We start from the raw sequence: 15,984 nt of genomic DNA, 5'->3' as shown, positions 1-15,984 counted from the left end.
TTTGAGTGTATCTGACAACTACAATGGCTACTGCTTTTATGCAAACAAGCGCCTCAAAAGAAGCTAGTTTGTTTTTCTTTTGATTTTTATAAAAATCACTGAGAAATTTGGCTTCTGCCGTAGTTTTCAGATATGCCTTAGAAAGAAAGGATGAACGCTTTTGTCTCGCTTTGCTTCAAAAAGAGAAGAACGTCAATACTACGAGCAAGAAGCCAGTGAAGTGGAGTTTCTAAAGTGGTATCACCAACAGGATCATCCTGAATATGAAAAACCTTCGCTGACTGTCGATATTGTTTTGATGTGTTACAACAAAGAGGAAGATCAGTTAAAACTGCTTTTAATCAAACGAAAAGGACATCCTTATAGGAATTCATGGGCACTCCCCGGCGGATTTGTTATGCCAAATGAATCCACAGGAGAAAGTGTCCTACGTGAAACGAAGGAAGAAACAGGTGTCGTGATCTCCAAGCAGAATATTGAGCAACTGCATACCTTCAGTACACCGAATCGTGACCCGCGTGGTTGGGTCGTCACCGTTAGCTATCTTGCTTTCATCGGGGAAGAACCGTTGATTGCCGGCGATGATGCGAAAGAAGTCAGCTGGTTTACGATGAAACGGGTTGGTCATAAATTAATTCTTACAGACGAAGATGTAGAAATCAGACTAGACCTGAATAATCCGGCAGCTGATGATTATAAATTGCTTGCCTTCGATCACAGCCAAATTGTTTTAAAAGCGTTCAATCGAGTAGCCAACAAAATGGAACACGAGCCTCAAGTACTGCAAGTACTTGGGAAGGATTTCACGATCACAGAGGCTAGAAAAGTTTTCGCTAAGTTTCTTGGCGTAGATTACAAATCAATCGACCATTCAAACTTCAAAAAAGCTATGCTGCAATATTTCGACGAGATCGGAGAACGTCCTGTCGGCATTGGCAGACCGTCAAAAATATACAAATTAAAAGCAACGATTTGAGTCTTCAAAGAAAATGAACCCAACACTCACGGCGGAAACCACCGTGGGTGTTGGGTTCATTCATTTGTTTTCTACCAACCTGTTAAAACCAGTTTGCCAATCATCTTGCCGCTGCCAACAAGCTTATGCGCATCTTCAATATTTTCTGCATCGATTGGATGCATGTGTTTAGTCATCGTACTATTCAATATCCTTTGATCATACAAAGCAGCAATCTCTGCCAAGATTTCTCCTTGTCGCCCCATGTCCTCCGTCTGATACATGGATCGAGTAAACATAAATTCCCAACTGAATGTAACACTTTTATTTTTTAACAAACTCAGGTCGACAGGTCTATCCGCATCAACGATAGAACAAATCTGACCTTGAGCCTCGATGACCTTAGCCATTTCTTCCCAGTAAATATTTGGATTGTACAGACATAAAATGTATGGCAGCTCTTTTACACCGATTTTTTTCAACTCTTCTGAAAGTGACTGACGATGATTGATCACTCTGTCTGCCCCCATCTTATTGACCCACTCAAGGGTTTCAATTCTGGATGCTGTCGTGATAACTTCTAAGCCTGCATGCTTTGCCAACTGGATTGCCGCAGAGCCTACACCACCGGCACCGTTGATGATCAAAATCTTCTTGCCTCGATCTTTCTCCGTGATTTTCAAACGATCAAACAAGGCTTCCCAAGCAGTTAACGTAGTTAAAGGAAGTGCCGCACTTTCCGCCATAGATAATTGTTCAGGTTTCTTCGCTACTATTCGTTCATCCACTAGTTGATACTGACTGTTACTACCCGAACGTGTGTAATCGCCCGCATAAAAAACCTCGTCACCTACCTTGAATTTTGTTACTGCCTTACCGATTTCTTTGACAACACCTGCAGCATCCCAGCCTAGCACACGATAATCTTGCTCTTCAAGGTTCTTTCTGCTCGTTTTTATATCTACAGGATTCACTGAAATTCCCTTTACCTCGATCAGCAGATCTTTCTCTTGTTCCAATTTGGGAATCTCAAGCTCTGTGTCCTCAAAGTAATTTGTTCCTCCCAGCTCTTCAGATCGTTTTAATATGATCGCCTTCATGAAATTCGCTCCTCCAATGTATCCATTTGCTTTCACTTTACCGTTCAATCAAAAAAAACACAAAAGAAGTGTATCCGAGGAACGCCGATTTCATAAAAATTTAACGAAAGACTGCAAAATGAAAAGAACTACACGAAGACTTGCCAATGCAAGCTTTCGTATAGTCCAAATAGTTTACTAGTTTTCTTTAGTCTCAGTAGTTTTAGTTGTTTCCTTTTTCTCAGTGGTATCTGTGGTATCAGCCGCTTCCTTTTTCTCAGCCGTTACGCCACCGATCAGTGCTTTGCCGATAAATTGCGCATATTGAACTTGTCCGTCGACATTTGGGTGAACAAGATCTTCATAGAACCATTCATCATGATCTTTACTGAAATCATACCAATCGATGACTGTTAGATTCTTATATTTTCCAGCCATTGTGTTCAACATTGTATTTACTTCATTTTGCCAGCGCCTAGTCGGAACTCTTGCGTTGATCCAGAAGACTTGTCGTTCCTCACCAATAATCTGCATCAATCGATCAAACTGAGCTTCCGTAAAGGAACCGTTTGTTCCCAGACTCATCAGCACTGTTTCTTTCAATTGATTGTCCGTTTTCAGCTTTTCTAGCGGCTCCTCGCTATTGTATACCTGGCGACCAACTTCTCCATCAATAATCATCTTAGGAAAAACAGTCTGCAGGTCCGCACCACCATCTAAAATAACAGAATCGCCAAAAGCTGTGACTTCTAAGGCTTGAGCTTGCACCCATTCTTCATCTGTCAAACCATAATGAGCGGGATCACCTGTATCAGCCGGTGCCTCCGTGCTGGAAGTCACTGTCTCCTCAGTTTCCGCTTTCTTCAACTCAGCTTTTTTACGCTCTTCGGCAAGCTTTTTATTCTGCTCTATCGTCTGCTGCAGCTGCAACTGGTCAGCTGTGACATAGTTAGTCGGCGCAATAATCCAACCATACATAGCAAAGCCAAATAGAACAACGCCTACCGCAAATGTAACTTTCGGCACAGTGAATATTGGTTTTTTGACTATATCCTTTAGGGCATATAAGATATAGCGATAATAGAAATTCTTCAGTGGTTTCTCAATAAAGCGATACGACAATTCGCTGATACCAAGAATCAACGCCAACTCGACAAGAGAATGCAGAAAAACATGATCATTCAGATTCGAGATCTTGGCTTCATAAAAAATCATAACAGGAAATTGATAAAGATAAATTCCGTAGCTTCTTTTCCCAACCCATGTGAATACCGGATTCGTCAGCCATTTGTTCATATCTGCTCCCGGATGTGCAGTAACAGCTACCAGCAAAGCAGTAACAATACTTAAAAGGAACATGCCTCCACGATAAACGAATGCATAATGATCTGATAAGAAAATGAACGAAAGAATCACTAATCCCAGTGAGACTCCACCAACCCCATTCAGAAGCAATCGGGCTTTTTGCGGGATCTCCTCCTTCAATCGAAAAGTAGGCCAAACAAATGCCAACGCACTACCGAGTAAAATAGAAAAAATTCGTGTATCTGTTCCATAATAAACTCTTGTTGGATCTGCACCTGGCACATATAACACAGCCATCAGTAATCCAGAGAGGCACGCAGCAGCTAGAATTGCTCCAACTATTTTTCCATTTGTTTTCAAATATTTCTTTAAGAGTATAAATAGAATCGGCCAAATCAAGTAGTTTTGAGCTTCAACTGCCCATGACCAGATATGAGTATATGGGGATTGTGACGCAAATCGATCAAAATAGGAAAAACCATGAAAAATTTGCCACCAATTATTATAATATAACACGCTACTGGCGACTACACCGCGTAAATTATTCAATAAATCTCTTTGGAAAAGAGCAATATATGCTGAGGTGGATATTAGCATAAATACTAACCCGGGGTACAACCTTTTCATTCTTCTTATGTAAAATCCTTTGACATCTATCTCATCATTTTGAAGCCATTCCTGACGTAGTAAATCTGTAATCAAATACCCCGAAAGAGTAAAAAATATCGGAACCCCCAAATATCCACCGCTCATGATTTGCGGGAATAAATGATAGAGAATGACTCCGACAACTGCAATCGTCCGAATCCCATCGAATCCGGTAATATAACGGCTTTTCTCAAGCCTTTTTTTATGTTCCATCTATATTAACCAACTTTACTATAATCTATTTTGTAAAAGTTATTTTTATTTTTTAAATGCTTTTTTAAACGATAATTTAAATATACGTCCTTTCGACAGAAATGGCAAGAACTCTTTCACTCTTTCGACAAAATTTTACTAATTCTTTATAGTACCCATGAATTCCTTTTTTTAATGAACGCCAAAGAGAATATTGATATAATTTTATTTTCAACAATAGCTTTTTCCACACGAATAAAATAACAAAAAAAGATCAAGATGAATAAGAACATCTTGACCCTTTTTAAATAATATAGTTAAACCAGAAGTGTATAGAGTGAGGGATTTTCACTAAGGTCGATATAAGTGGGATCAAAGCTTTGAAGATTTGTCATCAATTGAGGCAAATCTTCTCTCCTCTTTAAAAGCACACCTAAAATCACCGGTCCCGTCCCTCTGTTTACTTTTTTTGTATACTCAAAACGTGTGATATCATCATCTGGCCCCAGGACATCATTCACAAATTCCTTCAACGCTCCCGGACGCTGAGGAAAGTTAATAACAAAGTAATGTTTAAGCCCTTCAAAAATCAATGAGCGTTCTTCAATCTCTGCCATTCGATTGATGTCGTTGTTTCCGCCACTGATAATGCAAACAACCGTTTTCCCCTTTATCTCTTCCTTCATTTGTTCAAGAGCAGCAACACTTAGTGCACCAGCAGGCTCAACCACGATCGCTTGCTTAGAATACAATTCAAGAATCGTTGAACAAACCTGTCCCTCATCTACTGAAAGGAGGGTATCCACAGTTTCAACTGCGTGCGCATAAGTCTTACCACCAACCTTTTTCACTGCAGCGCCATCAACGAATTTTTCAACTTGTGTCAGCTCTATTGGTGCCCCTTCTTCAAAAGCGGCTTTCATCGACTGAGCGCCCATTGGCTCAACACCAACGACAGCTGTGACCGGACTAACACTTTTTGTGTAAACTGCTGAGCCGCTGACCAAGCCACCTCCACCGATTGCTGCCAACAAATAATCGATTTGAATGTCTTCCTCTTTTGCTTTCTTGAAGATTTCTGCTGCGACAGTTCCCTGGCCTGCCATAATTGCCAAATCGTCAAAGGGATCAATAAAAGCTTGATTGTTTTGTTGAGCATAATCCTTCGCTGCTGCTGCAGAAGCATCAAACGTATCTCCTACCAATTGAATCGATACTTCATCTCCACCAAAAAACTGAACTTGAGATATTTTCTGCTGTGGTGTCGTCGTCGGCATAAAAATTGTTGCTGGTATTTTCATTTCTCGGCAGGTATATGCAACTCCTTGAGCATGGTTCCCTGCACTTGCACAGACAACACCATTTACCAAAACTTCCGGAGCAGTCTGTGCTATCGCATAATAGGCTCCTCGAAGCTTGAACGACCGAACCTTCTGCAAATCCTCTCGTTTCAGATAAACATTACACTGATATTTTTGAGAAAGATACCGATCGTATTGAAGCGGTGTCTTGGTCACTACTTTTTTTAGTACCTCATGTGCCTCATCGATTTTCTCTTTTGTCAGCTCCATCAAATTTCTTCTCACCTCTTTGTCTAAAACGTCCAGTTAGTCGTTTTGAGAAACAAACGGCATCATTTTTCTTAGCTCTGCACCCACTTTTTCGATTGGGTGTCCGGCATTTTCTTCTCTCATTTTATAAAACTCTTTAAAGCCATTTTTATTGTCATCCACAAAGCCCTTCGCAAAATTTCCATTTTGGATATCTGTCAGTACATCCTTCATGTTTGCTTTTGCTTGCTCTGTGATTACACGAGGGCCTGAAACATAATCGCCATATTCCGCAGTATTTGAGATAGAATTACGCATTTTCTCAAAGCCTCCCTCGTAAATCAAGTCAACGATCAGCTTCATCTCGTGACAAACTTCAAAGTAAGCAAGCTCTGGCTGATAGCCGGCCTCTGTCAGTGTTTCAAAGCCAGCTTCGATCAAACTAGTCAATCCACCGCAAAGTACCGCTTGTTCTCCAAATAGATCTGTTTCTGTTTCTTCCTTGAATGTTGTTTCCAAAACACCTACACGAGTTGCACCAATTCCTTTTGCATAAGAAAGGGCCACATCACGAGCAGTTCCTGTTGCGTCTTGATAAACAGCAAACAAAGCTGGTACGGCAAATCCTTCTGTAAATGTACGACGAACTAGATGTCCAGGGCCTTTCGGAGCTACCAAAAAGACATCCACATCTTTTGGAGGTTTGATTACGTCAAAATGAATATTGAAGCCGTGCGCAAAAGCCAATGCATCACCTGCTACCAAATTCGGCGCAATTTCATTGTCATACAAATCGCCTTGAATTTCATCTGGCGCTAAAATCATTACGACTTGCGCCTTTTTCGCAGCATCTGCGGCTGATAATACATCGAAACCATCATTTCTAGCTGCCTCAGCAGATTTTCCTTCTCGAATACCAATCACTACCTGATTGCCATTATCTCTTAAGTTCTGTGCATGAGCATGTCCTTGAGAACCGTATCCGATGATTGCTACTGTTTTACCTTCCAGTACATTTTTTTCAACTGAGTCATTGTAATAAACTTTTGCCATAATTATAAACCCTCCATATTTTTGTTAGTATATATAAACCCTGTTAAATAAATGAGAAATCCCTTTGTTTTGCTTCTATTATCATTGAAAAGTACTTCTCGTATACACCAGTCATTTAACAGGATTCCTATAGCTTATTTAAATGCTTCTCCTTAATGATTCCCTCTGGTGAAGCCTGTAACCCCTGTTCGTGCCAGTTGCTTGATGCCATATGGTGAAACCACATCGACAAATGCACTGATTTTTTCGCTTGTTCCTGTTACCTGTATTACCACTGTTTTTGTCCCAACATCGATAACATTTGCTCGAAATGGATCAATGACTGAGAATAATTCTGAACGAATCGCCGCCGGAGCATTCAGCTTGATCAGCGCTAACTCACGCTCTAAATGCGGCTCATCCGTGATATCAGAAACCTTGATCACATCTACTTGTTTGTTCAGTTGCTTTGTGATTTGCTCGCTCTCGCCCAAATCATTAATTTGTACGATGATTGTGATTCTCGAAATATTTTCCTGCTCTGTCGGCCCTACAGAAATACTGTCGATGTTTACCTGTCGGCGGGTTAACACACCACTGAAGCGATTGAGAACACCTGAATTGTTATAAACGGTTGCTGTTATGATTCGTCTCATCTTACTCCACCCCCAACATTTGATAATTCGGCTTGCCTGCTGGCACCATCGGCAGAACATGCTCGCTTTGAGAAACACGAACCTCGATCAGCATCGGACCTTTTTCCTCAAACGCCTGTTTTAACTCTTCTTCAACTGTATCCGGATCAGAAATCTGCACAGCTTTTACACCATAAGCTTCAGATAACTTGATGAAGTCTGGCTGGCTTTTGAAAACAGATTCTGAACGCCGTTGATTAAAGAAGCTTTCCTGCCATTGGCGAACCATTCCCAATGATTGATTGTTTAGCAAAACGATTTTTATTGGCAAATCGTATTCATGAAGAATTGCCATTTCCTGATTGGTCATTTGAAATCCGCCATCGCCAACAAACAAGACGACCTGTTTATCCCTACAGCCTAGTTGGGCCCCAATCGCTGCTGGTATGCCATAGCCCATCGTTCCCAAACCACCACTTGTAATAAACTGCTTCTCATTTTTGAACGGATAAAATTGAGCCGTCCACATCTGATGCTGACCGACATCAGTTGTTACGATTGCTTCTCCATTCGTCAGCTCCCCGATGTATTCAATAACCTTTTGAGGTTTGATTTCTTCGCGCTGTTCCTTGTCATACTTGAACGGATGCAGTTTCTTTCTGGAAAGGTTGATTTTTCGCCAATCTGTCCAATGTTCACTGATTTCCTCACAATCATAAGCCAGCATTTCCACTAGCGTTTCTTTGGCATCGGCTACAATTGGAATTTTCGTTTCAATGATCTTTCCAATTTCAGCAGGATCGATGTCAATATGAGCAACGACTGCATTCGGTACGAACTCCTGTGGTGCACTCGCCAATCGATCATCAAATCTTGACCCCATATTGATTAATAAATCACAATCCGTCAGAGCCATGTTTGCGGCAAAAGAACCGTGCATCCCGCCCATGCCAAGAAAAAGCTCATGTTCTGAAGGGATTGCGCCCAAGCCTAACAATGTACTCAATACCGGCAGTTGGTATTTCTCGACAAACGCAGTCAGCTCTTTGCTTGCATTGGCTTGAACAACACCTGCTCCGACCAATACCAACGGTTTTTTTGCTGTTTTCAACTCTTCCATCAGCTTCTTGACCTGCAGTTTATTAGGATAAACAGTCGGTTGATAGCTTGGTAGAACCAATTCCGGCGGATGAACAGCCTCTGCTTCTATAATGGTCATATCCTTCGGTAAGTCGATGACAACAGGACCTTTTCTTCCTGTTGTCGCAATATGAAAGGCCTCATCGATGATTCTAGGAAGATCGCAGGTATCTCTGACCTGATAATTATTCTTAGTGATCGGCATCGTGATGCCGACCATATCGGCTTCTTGAAAAGCATCTTTTCCAATGCCATTCGTCGTTACTTGCCCGGTAAACACAATCAACGGTACAGAATCGCTCATTGCATCTGCGATTCCTGTTACAGCATTTGTAGCTCCCGGGCCACTCGTTACAACAACCACTCCCGGTTTTCCAGTCGCCTTTGCATAGCCTTCTGCTGCATGTACTGCGCCTTGCTCATGTCTTGTCAGTATATGAGTCAACTCTCCATCATAGAGCGCATCATATAGTGGCAACACAGCTCCCCCCGGATAACCAAAGATCATCTCTACTCCTTGCCGAAGCAGAGAGTCTATCAGTATTTTTGATCCACTTTTCATATTTTCCATAGACGTCCCTCCTTGTTTTTGTAACGAGTCCCTTGCTTCTGCATAATGACATTCTTTTTTTCCGAATAACTGTCACTCCACCCTGTCGTTACACTTCATTTTTTAGACAACAGCTCTCTTTCAGAAATCTGCTGATTTACTCGCCACTTTTTTAATCAAGCAGGTCATCCGGTATCCTCATGATTCCACCGGTATGAGCTGATGTTACTAAAGCTGTATAACGCGCAAGATAGCCTGTTTTAACTTTTGCTTTAAACTTCGGCAGATGCTCTTTTCGTTGCTCCAGCTCTTGATCTGCTACAAGAACATTCAATGTCCGATTCGTCAAATCAATTTCGATCTCATCACCATCATTGATTAATGCAATAGGTCCCCCAGCCGCAGCTTCTGGAGAAATGTGCCCAACAGCAATTCCGCGAGTAGCTCCTGAGAAGCGACCATCTGTAATCAGTGCAACATCCTTCCCAAGTCCTCTACCAACAATACTTGATGTTGGGGCTAACATTTCCGGCATTCCCGGCCCGCCTTTAGGTCCCTCATACCGAATGACAACTACATGTCCCTTTGTGACTGTGTGATTGTCGATTGCTTCAACAGCTTCATCATGTGAGTTGAAACAAATAGCTTTACCCTTGAAAACCTTGATTGATGGATCAACTCCACCAACCTTGATAACACTACCTTTTGGTGCAATATTTCCATATAAGATCGAGAGTCCACCTACAGGACTATAAGGTTTTTCTTTCGGGTGAATGACTTCCTCATTCTTAATTGTTGCCTCTGCTACATTCTCACGGAGTGTCTTTCCAGTAACAGTGATACGGTCTGGATGAATAGCATCCCCCAGATCAACCAATTCTTTAAGAATTGCGGGGACACCGCCAGCTTCATGAACATCATGCATGGAGTAAGCAGAAGAAGGGGCGATTTTTGATAGATAAGGTACTCTTTTAGCAATCTCATTGATTGATTCCAACTCGTAATCGATCTCTGCTTCATTAGCAATAGCTAATGTATGTAGAACAGTATTTGTCGATCCACCCATCGCCATATCCAGTGCAAATGCATCATCAATTGCTTCTTTAGTAATAATATCTCTTGGCTTGATTTGCTTTTTGACCAAATCCATCAGATGGAATGCTGATTTGCGAATTAATTCTCTTCGTTCTTCCGACACAGCTAGGATTGTTCCATTACCAGGAAGTGCCATTCCCAGAACCTCCATCAAACAGTTCATTGAATTTGCGGTAAACATCCCTGCACATGAACCGCAGGTCGGGCAGGCATTTTGTTCCATAAAGCGAAACTCATCTTCTGTCATTTGTCCTTCTTTGAATGCGCCAACAGCTTCAAACATAGAAGATAAAGTAGCGGTGTGGCCTCGTGGATCGACCCCAGCCTTCATTGGACCGCCCGAACAGAAAATTGCCGGTACATTCGTTCGAACACTTGCTAATAGCATCCCCGGGGTGATTTTGTCACAGTTTGGAATATAGAAGACGCCATCAAACCAATGAGCATTGATCACCGTCTCCGCCGCATCAGCAATAATTTCTCTACTAGGTAAAGAGTAGCGCATCCCAATATGTCCCATGGCGATTCCATCATCCACACCAATCGTGTTGAACTCAAAAGGAATTCCCCCTGCTTCGCGAATCGCTTCTTTAGCAATGTCTGCCAGCTCTCTTAAATGGACATGTCCTGGTACGATGTCAATGTACGAATTACAAATTGCAATAAATGGCTTCTCCATGTCTTTCGCACTTTTTACCTGCCCAGTTGCATATAACAGGCTTCTTGCTGGTGCAGCTTCTATTCCTTTTTTTATCTTGTCGCTTCGCATATTCTTCACTCCAATTCTTGTTTTCACTACATTTCATTCGATTTTCCCTACAAAAAAAGCACCCCGTTGATGGGATGCCTTAGCAAGAATCCCATTCACTAAAGACGAATAGGACTCAAACATCTGAAAAATTCTCAGCGTTCTAAGTCCTGTTTAATAAAATAATGACTAATTCAAAATTTGTTGTCTTTCTCATGATGGTATTCTCCTTTATCAGTAAGCATAGATATGATTAAAATAAAATGTGAATTCGAAAAGCTTTTGTTAACTATAAACCCTATAAATTAGAATGTCAATAGAAAATTCAGAAAATTCAAAATTCCTGCTTAATGTTTAAAAAAAAGAATAAAAAATAGAGTGGAAAAAATCCACTCTTAAAGTCTAACTTTTTGGATCACTGCAACGAGTTACAGACGAAAATTCATCAATGGTAACCCACTGTATTTCAATGCGCTTCAATACTAAGCTTTTAGCTAACCTTATGGTCACAAACTATGCAAAATTTAGTTACTTCGAAAATAATATAAAGGTTTATTTGAGAGCCTCTTCATTTGACGTTTTTTATCTTCGATAATCGTCAGCAATTCATCGGAAAAATTTTCTAAAATAACACGGCCGCCCTTATAAGTACTTCCACCTATAGATGCAATTTCATCCGGTGTCAGAATGACCCTTCGATGAATAATTTTTTTAAAGAAAACATCAATCAGATAAGTAGGCAGATAAAAATTATTTTGGGCTGAAAATGATTCCAGATAAATAAAATCATCAATACTAATATAGCAATCGTCTACAGATAAAAAATGAACGGATCGATCAATATAGATATCTCTTTTTTGAAGAATCTCGTTGATCTTCTTATTCAACAAGTTTAAGCTCTCTATTTCCTTAACATAATTTTCTAATTCTCGACGCCGCATATCTCTTTTGTCTTCATAGGACATTCGCAATGACACACTTACTACTGTGATTGCTGCGCCTACAATTACCCCTAAAATCCCTACTAAAAACATCGTCATTTGACTTACCTCGTATCAATTAGTTTACCTAAAACAGTATAGCATACTCTACTTTTTTGATAAATCAAAAAACTTGGATTATATAAAACAGTTTGTTATTTCTTACTAAAAAAATGATTGCTGATAGCTTTAAATAGTAGCAGCTAGTCATGGAACTTATTCAATTATTATAATTAAAATTTCAATTAATTAAGCCTTAAGCCATAATCTTTACTTCTCTTTCCTATAATCCTGTACTTGCCATCGAGTTGCCGGAAAAATCCTTTTGATTGTTCCTGTATATTCACAGCCGGCTTCGTCTTGAAGCCAGCCGCACTGCTCACATTCTTCCAGCAAAATTTTTCGGTCATTCCCATCACTTAGTAGCACATAATACAGCCCATACTCACCTGTTATCGGACAGACTTTTCCAGAATATAACGCAACCATCTCCCAGAGAGTATTACTAATACTCATCGCTAAGGATGAAAGGTTGCTATAGGTCCATTCAGAACACCGCTCTTTTTCGTGATCTAGCGAAAACGAAAAGGGCGCACAAATGTATTCTTTCGGGTCAAGAGTAATAAGTATATCCAATCTATATGTTTTTAGTAGCTCCTCGGTAAAATAGCGATCATTTCTTCTAACAAACCGAACCAATGCGTTATAATACTCTATAGGATTACTCATACTTCGCTCATTTGAAAATATGTCATAATATTGAGTCATAAACAAGCTGGTTTTATTCATATATTTTTTCATAGAAATGCCTCCAATATACTTGAATCAGAAATTTACATGTTCGTCTATTCTTTAAGAATAGTTTAACTTTATTAAGCTACAGAATGCAATAATAGGTAAAATAGCGAGTTTTATTCAATCACTAAACATTTGCTATATCAGTTTTTCCACGAAACAAGCAATGGTACCCTTTATTAGAGCAGCAACCACTTCTATGTATAGCTATTTTTTTGAGTGCATTTTTATTGACCTTTATTGACCATTGAAGTATACTTTTTTTAAGCATTACAAAGTGCATTATGTTAAAATATCATTGCGAAGCTTTTTATATAGGAGGATATGAACTATGAACTTAATACCTACAGTAATTGAACAATCATCTCGCGGGGAAAGAGCCTACGATATTTACTCACGATTATTAAAGGATAGAATCATCATGTTGAGCGGACCGATCGACGACAATGTGGCAAACTCAGTGATCGCCCAGTTATTGTTCTTGGATGCGCAGGATTCTGAAAAAGATATTTATCTTTACATCAACTCACCAGGTGGTAGTGTTTCTGCCGGACTGGCAATTTTCGATACAATGAACTTCGTGAAAGCTGATGTTCAGACAATTGTTTTAGGAATGGCGGCTTCTATGGGAAGCTTCTTGCTTACTGCCGGACAAAAGGGCAAACGTTTTGCACTTCCAAACGCTGAAATCATGATTCATCAGCCGCTTGGTGGAGCACAAGGGCAAGCAACAGAAATCGAGATTGCAGCTAAGCACATTCTTGATACACGCGAACGCCTGAACAAAATTTTGGCAGAACGTACAGGTCAACCAATCGAAGTGATCGAAAAAGATACTGATCGTGATAACTTCATGACTGCACAGCAAGCAAAAGACTATGGCTTGATTGATGAAGTTATGGAAAACAGTAGCTCTTTAAGCTAAATAAAACTAGATAGAACCTTCTTGAGAGTCAGAAATCGATCTACGACTTTCAAGAAGGCTTTTTTATTTTGGATTTGATCAAAAACACGGTACACTAATTACAGAACAAATCGTTTGTCGGCAGTCAAACATAACACAATACCAGTTTTTCTAATTTACAGAAGGAGTTGCAAAACTAGATGGATATTTCTATTATTAATGCTTTACCCGCAAAAACAAACACAGGTCTTATTATTGGAGAAGACAGTGCACCAATAAAAATGTACGAGTTTATGAACGTACGTTGTCCTTTCTGCAAACAATGGTTTGAAGAGTATTATGATCTTTTGACGGAATATGTCAAAGATGGAAAGGTACAACGAATCATCAAGCTTTTTGACAAGGAAAAAGAAAGTCTGCTTCCGGGAAATGTGATGCACAAGCATATCAACTATGATTTGCCCTTAAAAGGATTGACAGATATTCGTCAAATCTATGCGACACAAGGCGATTGGGGCGCATTGTCCCTAACCGAAGTGGATCGATTCGCTAAGGATAATTTAGAACTAGCTGAAATGGATAACACTGCTATTGCACAACAAATAATCACCGAAGCCGAAGCTGCAAATATCAAATTTGTTCCTACGATCATCGTTAATGATCATATTTTTGATGAAAATATTACGCGAGAAGAGCTTCTTGAAATTTTGAACGAGGAATAGAAGAATACTAGGGGCTGTGACATTAGTATGTCTTAGCCTCTTAAAACCGGATAAAACGGTGTTCCCGAAGTAGATTCTTCGACAATAAGGTGGAAATCCGCAAAAATTTATGGAACAATTTTCGGAATTTCCACCTTATTGCTTGAATCTGACCACTTCTGTCACAACCTCTATTTATACCTAAAAGCGATTCCCCCACTGCTGGGCTGACGCAACTGCTAGCAACTAGTTGCGTCGGTGTCAGGCTCAACACCGTATGCACTAAACTGCGACGAGCCATAAGCGAAAATACATCAGTGGTAACCCACTGTGTTTCAAAGCTCTTCGGCAATAAGCTTCTAGTCCATCCTCTTAGTTTAGCCCTGAAATAAGAAAATCAACGTATGCTTCTGCCATCCTTTTTCCTTGCTGCTCCATCGAAATGTCATTATTGACTATATGGAAAACAAAGCCCATCAATGCCACCAATATGAGTTCTGCAGAAACCTCCGTTGCAGACTGAAATACCCCTTTTTCTTTCCCATCTAAAATCAATTTTCGTAAAATATCGATTCCTTGGCTGTCATCACTTGTCGGCTCATCGTCACTACGGTCTTCTTTGGTTCGGAGCATCACCACTTTGAATTTTTCCGGATATTTTGTCATCGTATAAATAAAAATCAAGCTACTCATTCTAAGCTGCTCACTTTCCGGTAGATTTCGGCTTACCGCAAGAGTTGCCTTGACTTCTTCCACTACCTCCAAATAAACCGTGTGGTAAATATAATCTAAAATCTCATCCTTATTCTTATAGTAGTTATAGATAGTACCTGGAGCATAACCGATTCGATTTGCTATCTTTCGAATCGACAATCTGTTGAATCCCTCTTCTGCAATTATTTCTACAGCCGCATCAACTATTTTACCTTCAAGTAATTTGCGATCTTTTTCTTTTCTCGTTTTACTGTCCATCATTTTTCTCCTTAAAAAATAAACACTGTTCACTATTCTTCTTTCCCCTACTATAGTAAATTCCGCTTCTATTTTCAAGCATTATTTCTCTTTACTTTTTCTATAATTATGGTATCATTATTAAAAAATGAACACTGTTCATTATATAAACTAAGTTCAAAAAGGAGTTAAAAAATATGCTTACTCTCCTCATCTATGATTCTAAAAGAGGTGGCACACAACAAGTTGTCACAGCAATTTCACAACAGCTTACTCACGCAACAGCTGTACAATCTATCGAAAATTTCTCAGCAGAGCAATTATCTGATTACGACCAAGTTCTATTTGCCGCACCAACCTATGCAGGAAGCTTACGCAAAGCAGCAGCTACTTTTCTAGAGGACAATCACTCTCTACTCACGGAAAAACGTTTGTTTTTAGTTAACACAGGAATTCAGTTTGATCAGGATAAAATTTCCTCTCAGCTTGAAGCAGTTTTTCCAGAAGAGTTACGAAAAACCGCACAGGCCACAGTATTTATTGGAGGGATTAGCCTGATTCCAAAAATGAATCTATTTGAGAAACTAATTTTGAAAAAGGTTTTCTCTGATAATCAGATCCCTTTTGAACCAAAAACTGACTATAAAAGATTAGACATGACAACACTAAATCAATTGATTTACCAGATGAATCAAAAAAATTAACTCATTAAACAAGAAGTAGC

14 protein-coding genes are annotated in these 15,984 nt (G+C 39.9%); 4 read left to right on the top strand and 10 right to left on the bottom strand.

The genetic code is table 11. From position 1 onward, the window contains the following. The first annotated feature begins 160 nt into the window (after nt 1-160). Entirely contained in the window at nt 161-976 is an 816-nt protein-coding gene (locus A5888_RS19480) for an NUDIX domain-containing protein (protein WP_086349111.1), read from the top strand. Nucleotides 977-1,047: 71 nt separating this feature from the next. Here the strand turns inward: A5888_RS19480 and A5888_RS19475 are convergent, their stop codons facing one another. From A5888_RS19475 to A5888_RS19435, 9 genes are all read right to left on the bottom strand, one after another. Then, entirely contained in the window at nt 1,048-2,055 is a 1,008-nt protein-coding gene (locus tag A5888_RS19475) for a zinc-binding alcohol dehydrogenase family protein (protein ID WP_086349110.1), read from the bottom strand. 177 nt (nt 2,056-2,232) lie between these two features. After that, entirely contained in the window at nt 2,233-4,200 is a 1,968-nt protein-coding gene (locus A5888_RS19470) for an acyltransferase family protein (RefSeq protein ID WP_339101789.1), read from the bottom strand. Between the two features lie 296 nt (nt 4,201-4,496). Further along, nucleotides 4,497-5,750, bottom strand: coding sequence for a threonine ammonia-lyase IlvA (ilvA, locus tag A5888_RS19465; RefSeq protein WP_339101788.1), 1,254 nt, complete (start codon nt 5,748-5,750; stop codon nt 4,497-4,499). A 36-nt stretch (nt 5,751-5,786) separates the two neighbouring features. After that, nucleotides 5,787-6,782 (bottom strand): ketol-acid reductoisomerase, encoded by a 996-nt coding sequence (gene ilvC, locus A5888_RS19460; RefSeq protein WP_086349107.1) that lies wholly within the window; start codon nt 6,780-6,782, stop codon nt 5,787-5,789. A 152-nt stretch (nt 6,783-6,934) separates the two neighbouring features. Next, nucleotides 6,935-7,417: an acetolactate synthase small subunit gene (gene ilvN, locus A5888_RS19455; protein ID WP_086349106.1), complete on the bottom strand. Its 483-nt coding sequence runs from the start codon at nt 7,415-7,417 to the stop codon at nt 6,935-6,937. A gap of 1 nt (nt 7,418) precedes the next feature. Continuing rightward, on the bottom strand, nt 7,419-9,107 hold the full coding sequence (gene ilvB / locus A5888_RS19450) for a biosynthetic-type acetolactate synthase large subunit (RefSeq protein ID WP_086349105.1): 1,689 nt from the start codon (nt 9,105-9,107) through the stop codon (nt 7,419-7,421). 151 nt (nt 9,108-9,258) lie between these two features. After that, entirely contained in the window at nt 9,259-10,950 is a 1,692-nt protein-coding gene (ilvD, locus tag A5888_RS19445) for a dihydroxy-acid dehydratase (RefSeq protein WP_086349104.1), read from the bottom strand. Nucleotides 10,951-11,453: 503 nt separating this feature from the next. Further along, nucleotides 11,454-11,969: a hypothetical protein gene (locus tag A5888_RS19440; protein WP_339101787.1), complete on the bottom strand. Its 516-nt coding sequence runs from the start codon at nt 11,967-11,969 to the stop codon at nt 11,454-11,456. Nucleotides 11,970-12,179: 210 nt separating this feature from the next. Beyond that, nucleotides 12,180-12,710 (bottom strand): hypothetical protein, encoded by a 531-nt coding sequence (locus A5888_RS19435; protein ID WP_339101786.1) that lies wholly within the window; start codon nt 12,708-12,710, stop codon nt 12,180-12,182. A 325-nt stretch (nt 12,711-13,035) separates the two neighbouring features. On the opposite strand from A5888_RS19435, the gene clpP reads away from it, so the two are divergent. Both clpP and A5888_RS19425 read left to right on the top strand, forming a co-directional pair. Further along, nucleotides 13,036-13,629, top strand: coding sequence for an ATP-dependent Clp endopeptidase proteolytic subunit ClpP (gene clpP / locus A5888_RS19430; protein ID WP_086349103.1), 594 nt, complete (start codon nt 13,036-13,038; stop codon nt 13,627-13,629). A gap of 179 nt (nt 13,630-13,808) precedes the next feature. Beyond that, nucleotides 13,809-14,330, top strand: coding sequence for a DsbA family protein (locus tag A5888_RS19425; protein WP_086349102.1), 522 nt, complete (start codon nt 13,809-13,811; stop codon nt 14,328-14,330). A 351-nt stretch (nt 14,331-14,681) separates the two neighbouring features. Here A5888_RS19425 and A5888_RS19420 read toward each other — a convergent pair whose 3' ends face one another. After that, nucleotides 14,682-15,281, bottom strand: coding sequence for a TetR/AcrR family transcriptional regulator (locus A5888_RS19420; protein WP_339101785.1), 600 nt, complete (start codon nt 15,279-15,281; stop codon nt 14,682-14,684). A gap of 176 nt (nt 15,282-15,457) precedes the next feature. Between A5888_RS19420 and A5888_RS19415 the strand changes: the two genes are divergently transcribed. Continuing rightward, nucleotides 15,458-15,964 (top strand): flavodoxin domain-containing protein, encoded by a 507-nt coding sequence (locus A5888_RS19415; RefSeq protein ID WP_086349099.1) that lies wholly within the window; start codon nt 15,458-15,460, stop codon nt 15,962-15,964. Nucleotides 15,965-15,984: the final 20 nt, after the last annotated feature.

Source organism: Enterococcus sp. 9E7_DIV0242 (genome assembly GCF_002140975.2).
Lineage (GTDB): Bacteria > Bacillota > Bacilli > Lactobacillales > Enterococcaceae > Enterococcus_L > Enterococcus_L clewellii.
This window is presented reverse-complemented; position numbering and strand designations above follow the sequence as displayed.

What these genes read in the sequence shown, in the direction of transcription:
- A5888_RS19475 (WP_086349110.1), bottom strand. Translation starts at nt 2,055, where the DNA reads ATGAAGGCGATCATATTAAAACGATCTGAAGAGCTGGGAGGAACAAAT.
- A5888_RS19470 (WP_339101789.1), bottom strand. Translation starts at nt 4,200, where the DNA reads ATGGAACATAAAAAAAGGCTTGAGAAAAGCCGTTATATTACCGGATTC.
- ilvA (WP_339101788.1), bottom strand. Translation starts at nt 5,750, where the DNA reads ATGGAGCTGACAAAAGAGAAAATCGATGAGGCACATGAGGTACTAAAA.
- ilvC (WP_086349107.1), bottom strand. Translation starts at nt 6,782, where the DNA reads ATGGCAAAAGTTTATTACAATGACTCAGTTGAAAAAAATGTACTGGAA.
- ilvN (WP_086349106.1), bottom strand. Translation starts at nt 7,417, where the DNA reads ATGAGACGAATCATAACAGCAACCGTTTATAACAATTCAGGTGTTCTC.
- ilvB (WP_086349105.1), bottom strand. Translation starts at nt 9,107, where the DNA reads ATGGAAAATATGAAAAGTGGATCAAAAATACTGATAGACTCTCTGCTT.
- ilvD (WP_086349104.1), bottom strand. Translation starts at nt 10,950, where the DNA reads ATGCGAAGCGACAAGATAAAAAAAGGAATAGAAGCTGCACCAGCAAGA.
- A5888_RS19440 (WP_339101787.1), bottom strand. Translation starts at nt 11,969, where the DNA reads ATGACGATGTTTTTAGTAGGGATTTTAGGGGTAATTGTAGGCGCAGCA.
- A5888_RS19435 (WP_339101786.1), bottom strand. Translation starts at nt 12,710, where the DNA reads ATGAAAAAATATATGAATAAAACCAGCTTGTTTATGACTCAATATTAT.
- clpP (WP_086349103.1), top strand. Translation starts at nt 13,036, where the DNA reads ATGAACTTAATACCTACAGTAATTGAACAATCATCTCGCGGGGAAAGA.
- A5888_RS19425 (WP_086349102.1), top strand. Translation starts at nt 13,809, where the DNA reads ATGGATATTTCTATTATTAATGCTTTACCCGCAAAAACAAACACAGGT.
- A5888_RS19420 (WP_339101785.1), bottom strand. Translation starts at nt 15,281, where the DNA reads ATGGACAGTAAAACGAGAAAAGAAAAAGATCGCAAATTACTTGAAGGT.
- A5888_RS19415 (WP_086349099.1), top strand. Translation starts at nt 15,458, where the DNA reads ATGCTTACTCTCCTCATCTATGATTCTAAAAGAGGTGGCACACAACAA.